We start from the raw sequence: 16,110 nt of genomic DNA, 5'->3' as shown, positions 1-16,110 counted from the left end.
CGTCCGCTTCAGCTCTTCTTGTAGAGGCGCTTGCCCATCACCCAGGTCTCGTCGACGCAGCGATCGTCGCCGACCATCATGACGGCGAACAGCATGCTCGCGGCCTCATCAACCGTGCGCGGACCTGCACCGTCGGCAATCAGCGACTGGTGCCAGGGTTGCGCCAGTTGTCCGCCGTTCGGATCGAGCGCGACGAAATCGGCCTCCTTGCCGGGCTCGAAATTGCCGAGCTTGTCGTCGATGTAGAGGCCTTCGGCGCCGCCGAGCGTGACCGACCAGAAGCCACGATAGGGCGAGAGCTTGTTGCGCTCGGCTTCCGCGAGGTCCTTGCGCGACGGATCGATGCTGCCGTCGAGCAGCGTGTTGTTGCACATGCCGACCTTGTAAGCGTCGTCGAGCACGGAGATCATCGAGAAGCGGTTGCCGCCGCCGACATCGGTGCCGAACGACATCTTCACGCGATGCTCCGGATCGGTGGCGCGGCCGAGACGGAACAGGCCGCTGCCGAGGAACAGGTTCGAGCACGGGCAGAACACTACCGCCGCGCCTTTCTTGGACATGCGGCGGAATTCGTTGTTCGAGAGATAGACGCCGTGGCCGCCGGAGAACTTTGGGCCGACCAGGTCGAACTTCTCGTAGACGCCGAGATAATCCTGGCAGTCCGGGTGCTCGACCAGCACGCCGCTGCATTCGGCCGGGTTCTCGGAGATGTGGGTATTGACCCAGCAGTCCGGATGCTCGTGCTTGAGGCGCTGACACGCCTTCAGCAGCTCGGGCGAGGCGCCGAAGGCGAAGCGCGGCGTGATAGCGTAGAGGTTACGGCCCTTGTCGTGATACTGCGCGATCAGCCGCTTGCTGTCGCGATAGAAATTCTCGGGCGTATCGATGAATTCGGCCGGCGCGTTGCGGTCGATCCCGGTGAGACCCGCGATCACGCGCATGTTGCGCCTGCTTGCCTCCTCGAACAGCTCTTCGGTCGCGACCGGTGAGGAGCTGGTGAAGGCCTGGCAGGTGGTGGTGCCGGCGGCGAGCAGTGCATCGAGAAAACGCTTCACGCCTTCGCGCGCGTAGTTGCGATCCTTGTACTTGATCTCCTCGGGATAGATCGACTTCTGCAGCCACGGCAAGAGCTGCTCGCCATAGGCACCGAGCACGCGGGTCTGAGGCAGATGGATGTGGCCGTCGATGAAGCCCGGGACGATGATGCGGTCCTTGATATGGGTGATCTCAACGCCCGGATGCGCGGCGGCGATCTTCTCGTACGGACCGAACGCCTTGATGACGCCGTCGGTGACGACCATGAGGCCGTCCTGATGAAAGCGCGCAGCCGCCTGCTCGTTGCCGATGTGCTTCCAGGGATCGTCGACGAAATCGAAGAACGTGCCGCGAATACCGACGGTGGTCATGAACTGGTTCCTTCCTTAAGTCTGTGTGGCGTGGCGCGCCGCGGGCAGCGAGATCGCGAGCAGCGTGCCCGCAACAGTGCAGAGGCCGAGATAAAGCCAGCCGATCGGCGCCTGCGTTGCTTCGGGCAGCACCGCCGCGATCGCCATGGCGCCGCTCACCGCGAGATAGCAGAGTGCGCTGATGAGGCCGCCGATCAGGCCGTGGTCACGCTCGAACAGGCCGAGCGCCATGCCGTACATCATCGGGCACAGGACTCCGCAGCCGCCGAGCACCAGCGCGCCGCCGATCGTGATCGATGCGAAATCGAGACCGATGGTCATGCCTGTTACGGTCAGGACCGCGGAGCCTGCGAGAAACAGCGCGAAAGCGCCAAACCCCAGCATGCGGGCCGGCATGAAGCGCGCGAAATGTGCGCAGCCGAGCTCGCCGGCGAGATTGACGCCGCCAAGGCCGAGCGCGACGAGGCCGTAGATGGCCGCCGAATAGCCGAGGCCGGTCTGGTAGAAGAAGGGCGCGACGACGCCGAACGCCAGTTGCGCGCTCGCCGCCGCGGCAAAGACCAGCACGAAGGCCAGGAAGCCGGGACGAACAAGCGCGGCGCGAAGGATGCCGGCCGTGCGGCGCGGATCGAACGGCGCGCGCCGCTCCCCCGGCAACGTCTCGGGCAGCAACAGCACGACGATCGCGGCGACGATCGCCGCGGCAATGGCGATGATGACGAACACTCCGCGCCACGACGTCAGCTCGACGATGAAGCCGCCGGCCGCGGGCGCAAGCACCGGTGCAAGTCCCCAGGCCGCGCCAAGCAGGCCGGAGATTGCGGTGAGCTCGCAGCCGCGAAAGCAATCGGCCGCGACCGCATAGGCAACGACGAGGCAGGTGCAGCCGCCGACGCCTTGCAGGAAGCGTAGCGCAAGCAGCAGCGATGCGCTGGTGGCGAGCGCGCAGGCAATGCTCATCGCGATGAGCACCGACAGCCCCGCGAGCAGGACGTTGCGGCGACCGAGCGTATCGGAGGCGATGCCGACCGGCACCAGTGCGAGGCTCATGCCGAGCATGTAGGCGGTGACGGTGTTCTGCATCGACGCCGGATCGGCGGAAAGATCCACCACCATCTGCGGCAGGCCGGGCGTATAGGCATCGAGCGGAATCTGGCTGAACGGCACGACGCACAACAGGATCGGCACGATCCCGCCCTTCGCACGACCGGCGTCCGAAGTAAGTGCAGTCATGGGCAACGCCCCCTCGATGCCCGCGGGTTCCATCTTTTCGTGCGCGCAATGAGAGGCGACGATGCGGGGTGCGGATATGGACGCGCGGAGCGTGCCAGAACTGTGTGTAAAAACTCTTAGGACTACCGGTTCAATGCAGACGGCTGACGTGCCGATCGTCGCTACCTGGGGGTCCAAACAAAAAACGCGAAAACAACCCCATGCACAGTACAAATCAATGAGGAATTTCCTGCCGCGCGGGCTCGCGCCTTGCCCGCGAGGACGTTTGACACGTCGGGCAAGACAGGCGCAGGATTGCACGATCCCCAAACCTGAATTCGCCGCCGGGCCGAACCGTTAACCGTTCGGAAGGCATCGCTGCGTCTTCAAAACAGGAAGCCTTGAAGAGCTCCGAGAAACTGTCGCGGCGATTGAAGCTGCGGCACGTGGGCGCAGCCCGGGATGACCTTGAGCTCGGCGCGTGGCAATCCGGCGGCCAATTCACGCGACATCGGCGGCGGCGTCGCTTCGTCGTGCTCGCCCACGAGAACGAGGACCGGAACTTTCACCGCGGCAAGCTCGGCTCGAAGATCGAGGCTCGCCAATGCATCGCACGCGGCACGGAACACGCCGGGATCCGTCCGCAGAAACGCGGCACGACGATCCTGCATCAACTCCGGATGCTGCGCCTGGAACTCGGGCGCAAACAGGCGACGCATCGCGACGTCGGTGATGGCCTCCAACCCCTTCTCGCGCGATGCCTTCGCCATGTTGCGAAACGCCTCGCGGCCGGGCTCCGAGAACGCTGCGCCGCTGTCGGCGAGAACGAGCTTGCTGGCGATCTCTTGATGCCGGATCGCCATCTGCAACGCGACGAACCCACCGTAACCATTGCCGAGCACGATCGCCGGCGCGCCGCCCGCGCCTTCGCGCACGGCCTCGGCCATCCGGTCCGCGACCGCAGCAAGGCCGCCGTCCACCGGGCGTGAACGGCCGAACCCCGGCAGCTCCGGCACGATGGTGCGAAACGACCTCTGAAGCTCAGGCACGATCGCATCGAAGCTCGCGCGATCCGACAACAGCGAGTGAAAGAGGAACAGCGGCGGCCCCTCGCCCGATTGCGCGGCGTTGACGGTCCCGTTGGCAAGAAGCCTGTCCATGTCCGGTCTTTCCCTCACTTCGTCGGTCGTTGGCGCGCCGCGGAGGCGCTGATTGATAAATCAACTGTCAGGGAATTCAAGCATTTGGCCCTTGACGTGAAATATCACGATTGAGATATTAATGCCAAGGAGACCGAACCTATGATACTTTTGCGCGAGAATATCTACGACCGTCTCAGGTCTGATATTTTAGCTTGTCGCTTCGCGCCGGGCGATGAAATGCGCGAACAGGACCTTGCCGAGCGCTATGAAGTGAGCCGGCAACCGGTCCGGGATGCGCTTCTGCGCCTGCAGCGCGAGCATCTCGTGACAGTGCAGCCGCGCCAGGGCTACCGGGTCACGCCGATCTCGCTGGCGGACGCCCGCGACCTCCTGCGCTTCCGTCTTGCGCTGGAGCCGGCCTGCGTTGCCGAGGCGATCGAGAGCGCGCCCGACAGTGTCCTGAAATCGCTCGATGAATTTCGCCGCTTCGCCGGCAACCACGAGGACTTCATCGCCTACAATCGCGCCTTCCACTCCGCGCTGGCGCATGCGTCCGGCAATCGCCGGATGGCGACGGCGCTGTGCGACCTGATCGGCCAGGCCGACCGGCTGGTCCGCGTCAGCATCTCCAACCTTAGGGGGCACGACCCCGCGAAGCTCGTCGCCGAGCACGTCGCCCTGATCGACGCCATGCAGAGCCGCGAGACGCGAACCGCGGCGCGCATCATCAAGGCTCATATCGGGGCCACCGAAAAACGCGTTCTGCCGGCGCTCAAGCGCAACGCCGTCATCGTCGAGGAGAGGTCATCATGAACATTCCTTCAAAACCTGCGTCGATCGACGTCGAAACCCACGGCAATTTCATCGACGGACGTGAAGTCGAAGCCGGCAACGGCGCGATGCTCGACGTGCGCAACCCCGCGACCGGCGACGTCATTGCCCGCATTCCCAATTCAACTGCCGAGGACATCGACCGCGCCATGAAGAGCGCGCGCGCCGCGTTCGAAGGCAAGGCCTGGGGCGGCATGGATACGCGCGCCCGTGCCAGACTGGTCAACAAGCTCGCCGATGCCTTCGAGGCCAATCTCGACAGCCTGTACCGGCTGGAAACCCTCAACAACGGCCGCCCGGTCAACGAGACCCGCGCGCAGCTCTCCCGCCTGCCCGATTTCTTTCGCTACTTTGCGGGCGTTGCGCTGGCGCGCCGCGACTCCGTGATCCCCGTGGAAGGCGCGTATCTGAACTACACGCTTCGCACGCCGATCGGCATCGTCGCCAACTGCACGCCCTTCAACCATCCGCTGATGATCCTGTGCAAGTCGCTGGCCGTGGTGCTGGCGACCGGATGCGTCACCGTGGTCAAGCCGTCCGAATATACGCCGCTGACGACCTTGAAGCTCGCGCAGATCTTCACCGAAGCCGGCCTTCCGCCGGGTGTCTTCAATATCGTGCTGGGTCACGGCCAGAGCGCCGGCAAGATGCTGGCCGAGCACGGCGACATCGACAAGCTGGTCTTGACCGGCGGCACCGAGGCCGGCCGCATCGCCGGCAGCGCAGCCGCGAGAGTGTTCGCGCACCAGACCATGGAGCTCGGCGGCAAGACGCCGGTGATGGTGTTCGACGATTTCGACGTCGACCGCGCCGTCAACTACGCCGCATTCGGCGCCTTCATCGGCGCCGGCCAGACCTGCGTCTGCGCCTCGCGCCACATCGTCCAGGCCTCGATCTACGACGAGTTCGTCGAGAAGCTGCAGGCCAAGACCCGCACGATCCGCGTCGGCGATCCCTTCGATGCGAGCACCCAAATGGGCCCCGTGATCTCCGCCCGGCAGCGCGACCGCGTTCTCACCTACGCGGGCTACGGTCACGAAGACGGCGCGCGTCTCGTCACCGGCGGTGTTGCCGCGAAGGTGCCGGGCCACGACAACGGCTATTTCGTCGAGCCGACGGTCTTCGCCGACGTCACATCCGACATGCGCATCTTCCAGGAGGAGGTGTTTGGTCCCTTCACGTCGGTAACGCCGTTCAAGGACGAGGCCGACGCGCTCCGGCTTGCCAACGACTCGCCCTTCGGCCTCGCCGCAGCCATCCGCACGCGCGACGTCGCCCGTGCGCATCGTGTCGCCGCCTCGGTCAAGGCCGGCATCGTCTGGATCAACGATCACCATCGGCTCGATCCGGCCTCGCCCTGGGGCGGCGTCGACGATTCCGGCATCGGCCGCGAATGCGGCACCGAAAGCTTCAACGACCATTTCAACACCAAGAGCGTGATGGTCGCGACCCACGAGCAGCCGTTCGACTGGTATCGCGACACGGCCAATCAGAAGCGACTGAACTAGCCAAACTGCAAGCGGCAGACCGCCCAGAGAAGGTGGGCCGCATCAACGGGGATAACAGTCAAGGGAGAGCGTCAATGTCGACATCGGTGAACGCAGGCGGCCGTCTTGATCGGCTGCCGGTCGGGCCATTCCACCGCCGCATCATGCTGCTGATCGGCATCGGCATGTTTTTCGACGGCTTCGACATCTACATCGCCGGGACCGTGCTCAGCGTGACGCTGAAGACCGGCTTTTCGACGCTCGCCCAGAACGCGGCTTTCATCTCCGCGACGTTCGTCGGCATGATGCTGGGATCGTTCGGCACCGGATTCCTCGGCGACCGCTACGGACGCCGCTTCACCTATCAATTCAATTTGCTGCTTTTCGGCATCGCTTCCCTCGCCGCCGCGTTCTCGCCGAACATGGCCTTCCTCATTGCCTGCCGCTTCGTGATGGGGGTCGGCTTAGGGGCGGAGAATGTCGTCGGCTATTCGACGATGACGGAATTCGTGCCCGCGCGCACCCGCGGAAAATGGCTCGGCTTCACGGCCGTCTGCGTCGTCACCGGCTTGCCGGTCGCCCTGCTGGTCGCATCGGTACTCGTGCCGCAGTTCGGCTGGCGCTCCATGTTCGTGCTCGGCGGCGTCGGTGCGCTCGTCGTCTGGTACATGCGCAAGTCGTTGCCGGAATCCCCGCGCTGGCTGGAAGCGGTCGGTCGCACCGCTGAAGCGGAAACGCTGATGCAGGCCATCGAGAAGGAGGCGGCGCAAGGCCAGCCCTTGCCTCCTCCCGCAGCTACGGCACCGGCCCCAGTGTCCCCCGATCTCGGCACGCTGTTCACTGCTCCCTTGCTGTCGCGGATGATCGTCGGCGCCGTCTGCCTGATCACGATCAACACCCTGCTCTATGGCTTCGTGACCTGGCTCCCGGTGTTCTTCGTCAAGCAAGGGCTCTCGATCGCAACCTCGTTCGGCTACTCGCTGCTGATGGCGATCGGCGCTCCCGTCGGCGCGGCGATCGGCGCATTGACCGCCGACCGCTGGGGCAGGAAGCCGACCATCATCGGCGCGTCGCTGATCGCAGTGGCGCTCGGCGTCCTCTACCCCATGATCTCCGATCCGATCCTGCTGCCGGCCGTGGGCTTTGCGCTGACGGTGCCGATCTACGTCCTGGTCGCGCTTCTGTTCGGCATCTACATCCCCGAGCTGTTTCCGACCGAGGTCCGCCTGCGCGCTTCGGGCATCGTCAACACGCTCGGGCGCGGCGCCACGATCGTCACACCATTCCTCGTGGTGTCGCTGTTCGAGACGCGCGGCGTGGCCGGCGTGATGGCGCTGATGATCGGACTGCTGGTGGTGCAGATCATCACGGTCTGGGCGCTCGGCATCGAGCCGCGGCATCGCAGCCTCGAGGAGCTCAAGGCCGAGGAATCGGCTTCGCCGGTGCTCAAGGAAGCTTCCTGAGCATCACTGTTCGCTGGTCTGCGGGCGCCCCGGCATCGACGTCGGGACGATCGCATAAGAAGGCGTGGCGGGAAGCTCGCCCGCGGCCCATCCTTCGAGACGCCCGCCTACGGCGGGCCCTCAGGATGAGATCGCGTTTTGCGGCGGGATGTCTGCCCCTCATGGTGAGGAGCCCGCCAAAGCGGGCGTCTCGAACCATGCAGGCCGAGTTCGTCCGGCAGTCTCCTGGCTCCCAAATGCGACCAGCCCCCGCCCCGACCGGCGGGCAGATCTGGTTCCCGTTGCGCTGCCTCCTCATCACGCTCCCAACATTGCATGTTCCATCCCCGGATCGGCTCGCCGAGACGATGAGATGCAATGGAGTTCGTGATGACCGCAGATGCCGATGACTTGGACTACGGCTCAATCAGCGTTCTTCTGGGCGCCCTGCACGCCCGCAAGATCTCGGCGTCGGAGCTGCTCGCGCATACGATCGCGCGCATCGAGGCCCTGGACGGCAAGATCAATGCCGTCATCGTGCGCGATTTCGATCGCGCAAAGGACGCCGCGCGCGCTGCCGACGCCGCGCTTGGCCGCGGCGAGCGCCAGCCATTGCTCGGCATCCCCGTGACCTTGAAAGAACCGTTCAACGTCGCCGGCCTGCCGACCACGTGGGGCTTTCCACATTTCAGGGATTTCAAGCCGGAGGAAGATGCCCTCGTCGTCTCGCGGTTGAAGGCGGCGGGCGCGATCATCATCGGCAAGACCAATATCCCGATCGGGCTGCGGGATTTCCAGAGCTACAACGACATCCACGGGACGACGAACAACCCGTGGGACCTCGGCCGGTCGCCCGGTGGCTCCTCGGGCGGATGCGGAGCGGCGCTGGCCGCGGGGTTCGGTCCGCTCTCGATCGGCTCGGATATCGGCGGATCGATCCGGGTCCCCTCGCATTTCTGCGGTGTGTTCGGACACAAGCCGAGCCTCGGCCTGGTCCCGCTGCGCGGATACAGCCTGCCGCCGGCGCCGCCCGTCCCCGGCCAGGGCGATCTGGCTGTCGTTGGACCGATGGCGCGTACTGCCTCCGACCTTGCGCTGGCGCTCGACGTGATTGCCGGACCCGACGAGACGCGCGACGGGATCGGCTATCGCCTTGCGCTGCCGGCGCCGCGACATGACCAGCTGAAGAATTTCAGGATCCTCGTGATCGATACCCATCCGCTGATGCCGACGGGCGACGCGGTGCGTTCCGCGATCGGACGGCTGGCGAAACGGCTCGAACGATCCGGCGCGGGGGTCGCGCGCGCGAGCACGTCGTTGCCCGATCTCGCAGAATCCGCGCGGCTCTACATGAAGCTGCTCAACGCCGCGCGAAGTCCGCGCCTGACACCGGCCGCCCTCGCGGAGGCGCAAGGACTTGCCGCCGCACTCTCGCCGGACGACCGCAGCCTGCAGGCCGAGCGCGCCCGCGGCTGGGGCATGATCCATCGTGAGTGGCTGGCGACCGATGCGGCCCGCCTGCAGTTGCAGCAGCGGTGGCAGCTCTTCTTCCGCGAGTTCGACGCGGTGATCTACCCGACGGCCGCCGTGCCGGCCTTTCCGCACGACCAGTCCGAACCGTTCGACGCTCGGCAGCTCGACATCGATGGAAAGCTCTACAACTACTCCGATGCGTGCTTCATCTGGGCTGATCCCGCATCGACCTGCGGCCTGCCGGCGACCGCCGTTCCGATCGAGCGCACGGCGACGGGCTTGCCAATCGGCGTCCAGATCATCGGGCCTTACCTCGAGGACCGCACGACGATTGCGCTGGCCGGGCTGATCGAGCGCGAGTTCGGCGGCTTCGTCCCGCCGCCGTCGCTCCCTGCCATGTAGTCCACGAGATGACAGAAGCCGGCGACGCTGGCAGCCGTCACGTTCTCCCGGCCGATTGCGCCTCGACCGCCTGCACGGCCACGCTCGCCACCTGCCGCAGCGCTTCGCGATCTGCGCCCGAAGACGCCATCACGCCCATGCCGACGGAGACCGCAGAGACGTAGCGCGCGAGCGCGGCGGGATCAGAGCTCGACTTGAGATCACCTTCCGCCTTGGCGCGAACAAAACGGTCGCGGAGCTGATCTTCGTTCTGAGCGCGGCGGGCGGCGAGTTCGAAGGGGACATTCTCGGAGCCGCTGTCGCAGGCGATGCCGCCCTGCACGAGCAGGCATCCGGGCGGATTGGCGGGATCGGTCTGCTTGTCGGCGATGCCCATCAGCATCCGCTCGGCGACCTCGCGGGCGGTTGGCGCCGAGACCACGCCGTCCATCCAGACGTTACGCAGCTTGGTGTAGCGGTCGAGCGCGGCCTTCAGCAGGCCTTCCTTGTTGCCGAAACAGGCGTAGAGGCTGGGCGGATTGATGCCCATGGCTTCGGTGAGCTGCGCGATGGTGGCGCCCTCATAGCCGTGGCGCCAGAACACTTCCATCGCTTGGTCCAACGCCGTTTCGGCGTCGAATTCCCGGGGGCGTCCCATGCCCATGTGCCTGTCTCCTCGGAATTCACGTTCTGCGTGAAGCTTAACGTCAAATCCTATCTATTTGTTCTAGCTTTATTTTCTCTTCCGCCTTCCAATGCTTGCGGTAAGTGGCTACAATTTTCTTAGCAAACGGTACATAAGTATCTTGCGCTGCGGTATCCAGCTCCACATCTGTAGTGAACACTACATATCTGGAGCGCGCAAATGCCCCCCTCCCAAAATACCTCTCGCCCTGGCCGTATCCGCCGCCTTCTCGGCGGCGCCGCCATCGTGGGCGCCCTCGCCGTGGCCGGTTCGATCGCGACCGGCCATTACTTTCGTGCTGCGCAGGCGACCGCAACGGCTGCCGCGGCCGAGCAGGCCGTCTCCGTCACGGTCGCGATGATCGAGCCACGGCCGACCGTGCTGTGGGATGATTTCTCCGGCCGGCTCGAGGCCATCCAACGCGTCGAGCTTCGTCCGCGCGTGGCCGGTGCGATCCTGTCGACCAACTTCACCGAAGGCGCGCTGGTGAAAGCCGGCGACGTGCTGTTCAAGATCGATCCGGCGCCCTACGCGGCCGAGGTCGACAAGGCCAACGCCCAGCTCGAGGCGGCGAAGGCGCGCGTGGTGTTCACCCAGAGCGAGCTCGAGCGCGGTGCGCAGCTCGTCGGCAATGCGGTCGTCACGCGGCGCGACTACGACCAGCGCGACAACGCCAATCGCGAGGCCATCGCCAACGTCAAGGCGGCCGAAGCGACGCTGCAGACCGCGAAGCTCAATCTCGATTACACCGAAGTGCGCGCGCCCGTGGACGGCCGCGTCGGCAAGATCGAGGTCACCGTCGGCAATCTCGTTGCCGCCGGCACCGCCTCCCCGGTGCTGACCTCGCTGGTTTCCGTCAATCCGATCTACGCGTCCTTCGATGCGGATGAAGAGGTCGTGCTGCATGCGCTGAACTCGATCGCGGACGCCTCCGGCAAGCGCGGCAATCTCGACCAGATCCCGGTGGAGATGGCGACCTCAGGCGGCCTTTCGGCGAAAGGCCATATCCAGCTCATCGACAACCAGGTCAACGGCCAGAGCGGCACCATCCGTGTCCGCGCGGTGTTCAGGAACGAGGACGGGCGTCTGATCCCCGGCCAGTTCGCCCGCGTGCGCATGGGCCAGCCGAAGCAGCAGACGCTGGTGATGATCGACGAGCGCGCGATCGGCACCGACCAGGACAAGAAGTTCGTGATGGCGGTCGGTGACGACAGCCGCGCGGTCTACCGTCCGATCACGCTCGGTGGTGCGGTCGACGGCTTGCGCATCGTCACCGCGGGCCTGAAGCCCGGCGACCGCATCGTCGTCAACGGCCTGCAGCGCGTGCGTCCCGGCGCCCTCCTCAAGACGGAGGTCGCGGCGATGAGCGCGCGGGGGCAGCAAGCGGCATCCAACCACAGCAACCAGGACGTGGTGCAACGTTAATCACCGTCATTCCGGGGCGCGACGAAGTCGCGAACCCGGAATCTCGAAGTTACGAAACTCCGAGCACATCACTTCCGGATTCCGGGTTCGCGCTTCGCGCGCCCCGGAATGACGGTGGAGCTGTCCGGAGAGCCGCAAGATATTGCCCAGGGGCAAAGCCATGAATCTCTCAAAATTCTTCATCGATCGTCCGATTTTTGCCGGTGTGCTGTCGGTCCTGATTTTCCTCGCAGGGCTCATCTCGCTGTTCGCGATGCCGATCTCGGAATACCCGGACGTGGTGCCGCCCTCCGTCCTCGTGCGCGCGACCTATCCCGGCGCCAATCCGAAGGTGATCGCGGAGACGGTGGCGACGCCGATCGAGGAGCAGATCAACGGCGTCGAAGGCATGCTCTACATGTCGAGCCAGGCGACCACCGACGGCGCGATGACGCTGACGGTGACGTTCCGCCTCGGCACCGACCCCGACAAGGCGACGCAGCTGGTGCAGAACCGCGTGCAGCAGGCCGAGCCGCGCCTGCCGGCCGTGGTGCGCCAGCTCGGCATCATCACCAAGAAGTCCTCGCCCGACCTCACCATGGTGGTGCATCTCTTGTCGCCCAACGGCCGCTACGACATGACGTATTTGCGCAACTATGCGGTGCTCAACGTCAAGGACCGGCTGGCGCGGATCGACGGCGTCGGTGACGTCCAGCTGTATGGTGCCGGCGACTATTCGATGCGGGTCTGGGTCGACCCGCAGAAGGCGGCCGAACACGGGCTGACCGCGAGCGACATCGTCAAATCGATCCAGGCGCAGAACGTCGAGGCCGCCGCCGGTGTGGTCGGCTCCTCCCCGAACGTCAAAGGCATCGACCTGCAACTGTCCGTCAATGCGGAAGGGCGGCTCGCGAACGAGGAGCAGTTCGGCGACATCGTGGTCAAAACCGGCGCGCGCGGTGAAGTGGTGCGGTTGCGCGACGTCGCGCGCATCGAGCTAGGGGCGTCCGAATACGGCCTGCGCTCGCTGCTCGACAACAAGCAGGCGGTGGCGATCCCGATCTTCCAGGCGCCCGGCTCCAATGCGCTGCAGATTTCCGACCACGTCCGCGCCACCATGGCCGAGATCAAGAAGAACATGCCCGAGGGCGTGTCCTACCAGATCGTCTACGATCCGACCCAGTTCGTGCGCTCCTCGATCGAGGCGGTGATCCACACGCTGCTGGAGGCAATCGCGCTGGTGGTGCTGGTCGTGATCCTGTTCCTGCAGACCTGGCGCGCCTCGATCATTCCGCTGCTGGCGGTGCCCGTGTCGATCGTCGGCACCTTTGCCGTGATGCACGTGTTCGGCTTCTCCATCAACGCGCTCAGCCTGTTCGGCCTGGTGCTCGCGATCGGCATCGTCGTCGATGACGCCATCGTCGTGGTCGAGAACGTCGAGCGCAACATCGAGGCCGGGCTGTCGCCGCGCGATGCGACCTATCAGGCGATGCGCGAGGTCTCCGGCCCGATCATCGCGATCGCCATGGTGCTGATCGCGGTGTTCGTGCCTCTCGCCTTCATCTCCGGCCTGACCGGGCAGTTCTACAAGCAGTTCGCGTTGACGATCGCGATCTCGACCGTGATTTCCGCCGTCAACTCGCTGACGCTGTCCCCGGCGTTGTCGGCACTGCTGCTCAAGGGCCACAATGAGCCGAAGGACCGGCTGACGATCATCATGGAAAAGGGCCTTGGCTGGTTCTTCCGCGGTTTCAACCGGGCCTTCACGCGTTCATCCGAGAATTACAGCGGCACCGTCACCAAGGTGATCTCCGGCAAGGCCGCGGTGATGGGTCTTTACGTCGTGCTGGTCGGCCTCACCGCCTTCCTGTTCCAGCAGGTGCCGAGCGGCTTCGTGCCGGGCCAGGACAAGCAATATCTGGTCGGCTTCTCGCGGCTGCCCGACGGGGCAACGCTCGACCGCACCGAAGAGGTGATCCGCAAGATGAGCGACGTCGCGCTGACCCAGCCAGGCGTCGAGAGCTCTGTCGCCTTCCCGGGCCTGTCGATCTCAGGCTTCACCAACTCGTCCAATGCCGGCATCGTGTTCTCGACGCTGAAGCCGTTCGACGAGCGCAAGGGTGCAGCCCTGAGCGGCAATGCCATCGCGGCCGAGCTGAACAAGAAATACGCCGGCATCCAGGAAGCCTTCATCGCCATGTTCCCGCCGCCGCCGGTCAACGGCCTCGGCACCATCGGCGGCTTCAAGCTGCAGATCGAGGATCGCGCCGGCCTCGGCTATGAGGCGCTGAACGAGGCGACCAAAGCGTTCATGGCGGCGATGCAGAAGGCGCCGGAGATCGCCGGCGTGTTCTCGAGCTTCCAGGTCAACGTGCCCCAGCTCTTCGCCGACATCGACCGCACCAAGGCGCTCCAGCTCGGGGTGCCCGTGACGGAGGTGTTCAACACTCTCCAGATCTACCTCGGCTCCTACTACGTCAACGACTTCAACAAGTTTGGCCGCACCTATTCCGTCCGCGTCCAGGCCGACGCGCCGTTCCGCGCCCGGGCCGACGACATCCGGCAGCTCAAGGTGCGCTCGTCCTCCGGCGACATGGTGCCGTTGTCCGCACTGCTCAAGATCCGCCAGAGTGCGGGTCCGGAGCGCGCGATCCGCTACAACGGCTTCCTGTCGTCCGACATCAACGCGGCGGCCGCGCCCGGCTTTTCATCGGGCCAGGCGCAGGAAGTCGCGACGCGGATCGCAGCGGAAGTGCTGCCGCCCGGCTTTGCCTTCGAATGGACCGACCTGACCTATCAGGAGTTCATCGCCGGCAATTCCGGAATCTGGGTGTTCCCGCTGGCGATCCTGCTGGTGTTCCTGGTGCTGGCCGCGCTCTACGAGAGCCTGACCCTGCCGCTCTCGATCATCATGATCGTGCCGATGGGTCTGCTCGCGGCGATGTTCGGGGTCTGGCTCTCGAAGGGCGACAACAACGTCTTCACCCAGATCGGCCTCATCGTTCTCGTCGGGCTCTCGGCCAAGAACGCGATCCTGATCGTCGAATTCGCGCGCGAGCTCGAATTCGCCGGGCGCACCCCGATCCGCGCCGCGATCGAGGCGAGCCGGCTGCGGCTCCGTCCGATCCTGATGACGTCGATGGCGTTCATCATGGGCGTCCTGCCGCTGGTGCTCTCGACCGGCGCAGGCTCAGAGATGCGACGCGCGATGGGTGTCGCGGTGTTCTCCGGCATGATCGGCGTCACCGTGTTCGGCCTGTTCCTGACGCCGGTGTTCTACGTGCTGCTGCGGACCGTCACCGGCATGAAGCCGCTGACGCACCACGGCAGCGACATCAGCGCCGCGCCGGTCCAGGGACTCACGCACTAGATCAGTGATATCCCCGACACCAGCAGCAGAACGAGCACGGTCTTGCGAAAGACCGTCTCGTTGACGCGGTGAAAGGCGATCACGCCGAGCGCGGAGCCGGCGAACAGCGCCGGCAGGCTGACCGCGAGATCGACGAAGACCTTTGACGACAGGTCCTGGTGTCCGACCAGCAGCGCGATGGCGAAGACCTGCATCGCCGCGATGAACGGCTGCACCAGGCCACGCTGCTCGCTCTTGGGCATGCCGCGCATGTCGCACCAGATCGTCGGGATCGCGCCCGGCATGGCCGTCAGCCCGCCGACCAACCCTCCCCCGAAGCCGATCAGCGCCACCCAGTGCCGGCCGACGGCCTCGCCGGCCGTCACCAGCGTCGGCCGCAGCAGCATGTAGGCGGCATAGAGCGCGACGATGACGCCGAAGCCGCGCCTGAGCAGATGCGTATCGGTGGACTGCAACAGCGACACAGCGATGGGAACGCCGATCAATCCGCCGACGATCAGCAGCAGACTGCCTTCCCAGCGGATGCTGCGCCGAAGCGCCCACAGATTGGTCGCCTGCACGCCGATGCTGCACGCCATCATCAGCGGCACGGCCTCCAGCGGCTGAAACACCCGGAGCAGGATGGCGCCGGCTACGGCCGAGAATGCGAATCCCGACAGCCCCGAAACGAAGGCGCCGGCGAATACGGCAACGCTGAGCAGAGCCAGTGTCGTGACATCAGGCACGGACCGTCCTCCGGTCAATCGTAGGGAATTTGCGAGACGGCAGCGTCGACGTTTTCCGAGCAAACTTGCGGTTCGCGCGGAAACGACACATGCATCGCGTTCGCGTGAGAGCGTTCCAGCATCGCAAGGCCAACCAGTTGAAGCGTGACGAGTGCCACGGTCGCGGCGATTGCGACGATGTTGACGTTACGCACGCTCGAACGTGGGGTCGCCGGCGGCGCGCTCGCGCGCATCAGATCCGTGGGCATTGTCTGCAATATCCTCTTTGTTGCTGACCGGAATGATTTCATTCAAAGGCAATGGGTCGTGCGGCTGCTCCAGCAGATGGCGATAGCGCAGCAACGCGCGCCGCGCGTCGATCGCGCGCTGCGCGCGGAACGCCGCGCCCATACGCGCGACGATGTCGCGGAACTTGCGAGCCAAAACCGGTGACGTCGTTCGCATGACAATCTCCTTTCGACCTACACCAGAGATTGACGGGATTCACTTCCGCTCGCTGTGAGTTGCTTCACAAAAACACGAACGCGTCGAACAAGAGATCGTGTGACATCT

Annotated in this window: 12 protein-coding genes; 6 read left to right on the top strand and 6 right to left on the bottom strand. The window is 65.2% G+C overall.

The window, feature by feature from the left end; genetic code table 11:
- Positions 1-8: 8 nt before the first annotated feature.
- From guaD to BJA_RS19220, 3 genes are all read right to left on the bottom strand, one after another.
- Positions 9-1,406 carry a guanine deaminase gene (gene guaD / locus BJA_RS19230; protein WP_011086659.1) on the bottom strand — a complete coding sequence of 466 codons (1,398 nt, stop codon included), beginning with the start codon at positions 1,404-1,406 and terminating at the stop codon, positions 9-11.
- Between the two features lie 15 nt (positions 1,407-1,421).
- Positions 1,422-2,639: a multidrug effflux MFS transporter gene (locus BJA_RS19225; protein ID WP_038966278.1), complete on the bottom strand. Its 1,218-nt coding sequence runs from the start codon at positions 2,637-2,639 to the stop codon at positions 1,422-1,424.
- A gap of 365 nt (positions 2,640-3,004) precedes the next feature.
- Positions 3,005-3,778 (bottom strand): alpha/beta fold hydrolase, encoded by a 774-nt coding sequence (locus BJA_RS19220; protein WP_038966277.1) that lies wholly within the window; start codon positions 3,776-3,778, stop codon positions 3,005-3,007.
- A gap of 141 nt (positions 3,779-3,919) precedes the next feature.
- On the opposite strand from BJA_RS19220, the gene BJA_RS19215 reads away from it, so the two are divergent.
- The 4 genes from BJA_RS19215 (at position 3,920) to BJA_RS19200 (ending at position 9,395) form a co-directional block, all read left to right on the top strand.
- A complete protein-coding gene (locus BJA_RS19215) occupies positions 3,920-4,573 on the top strand; it encodes a GntR family transcriptional regulator (protein ID WP_011086656.1) in 654 nt (217 codons plus the stop codon).
- On the top strand, positions 4,570-6,099 hold the full coding sequence (locus tag BJA_RS19210; protein ID WP_011086655.1) for an aldehyde dehydrogenase: 1,530 nt from the start codon (positions 4,570-4,572) through the stop codon (positions 6,097-6,099). Before BJA_RS19215 ends, BJA_RS19210 begins: the two co-directional genes overlap by 4 nt.
- Positions 6,100-6,173: 74 nt before the next feature.
- A complete protein-coding gene (locus tag BJA_RS19205; RefSeq protein WP_038966276.1) occupies positions 6,174-7,541 on the top strand; it encodes an MFS transporter in 1,368 nt (455 codons plus the stop codon).
- 369 nt (positions 7,542-7,910) lie between these two features.
- A complete protein-coding gene (locus tag BJA_RS19200) occupies positions 7,911-9,395 on the top strand; it encodes an amidase (RefSeq protein ID WP_236842237.1) in 1,485 nt (494 codons plus the stop codon).
- 37 nt (positions 9,396-9,432) lie between these two features.
- Here the strand turns inward: BJA_RS19200 and BJA_RS19195 are convergent, their stop codons facing one another.
- A complete protein-coding gene (locus tag BJA_RS19195) occupies positions 9,433-10,038 on the bottom strand; it encodes a TetR/AcrR family transcriptional regulator (RefSeq protein ID WP_011086652.1) in 606 nt (201 codons plus the stop codon).
- A 201-nt stretch (positions 10,039-10,239) separates the two neighbouring features.
- Between BJA_RS19195 and BJA_RS19190 the strand changes: the two genes are divergently transcribed.
- Both BJA_RS19190 and BJA_RS19185 read left to right on the top strand, forming a co-directional pair.
- The gene (locus BJA_RS19190) at positions 10,240-11,484 is read left to right on the top strand and encodes an efflux RND transporter periplasmic adaptor subunit (RefSeq protein WP_011086651.1); all 1,245 of its coding nucleotides are present in this window, start codon (positions 10,240-10,242) and stop codon (positions 11,482-11,484) included.
- Between the two features lie 160 nt (positions 11,485-11,644).
- Complete coding sequence (locus BJA_RS19185) at positions 11,645-14,833, top strand: efflux RND transporter permease subunit (protein ID WP_011086650.1); 3,189 nt, start codon at positions 11,645-11,647, stop codon at positions 14,831-14,833.
- Here BJA_RS19185 and BJA_RS19180 read toward each other — a convergent pair.
- Together BJA_RS19180 and BJA_RS19175 are read right to left on the bottom strand one after the other, a co-directional pair.
- Positions 14,830-15,558: a sulfite exporter TauE/SafE family protein gene (locus BJA_RS19180; RefSeq protein WP_011086649.1), complete on the bottom strand. Its 729-nt coding sequence runs from the start codon at positions 15,556-15,558 to the stop codon at positions 14,830-14,832. The genes BJA_RS19185 and BJA_RS19180 overlap by 4 nt on opposite strands.
- Before the next feature lie 186 nt (positions 15,559-15,744).
- Positions 15,745-16,002: a hypothetical protein gene (locus tag BJA_RS19175; RefSeq protein WP_038966271.1), complete on the bottom strand. Its 258-nt coding sequence runs from the start codon at positions 16,000-16,002 to the stop codon at positions 15,745-15,747.
- Positions 16,003-16,110 lie beyond the last annotated feature (108 nt).

Origin of the sequence: Bradyrhizobium diazoefficiens USDA 110, assembly GCF_000011365.1 — a bacterium.
Lineage (GTDB): Bacteria > Pseudomonadota > Alphaproteobacteria > Rhizobiales > Xanthobacteraceae > Bradyrhizobium > Bradyrhizobium diazoefficiens.
This window is presented reverse-complemented; position numbering and strand designations above follow the sequence as displayed.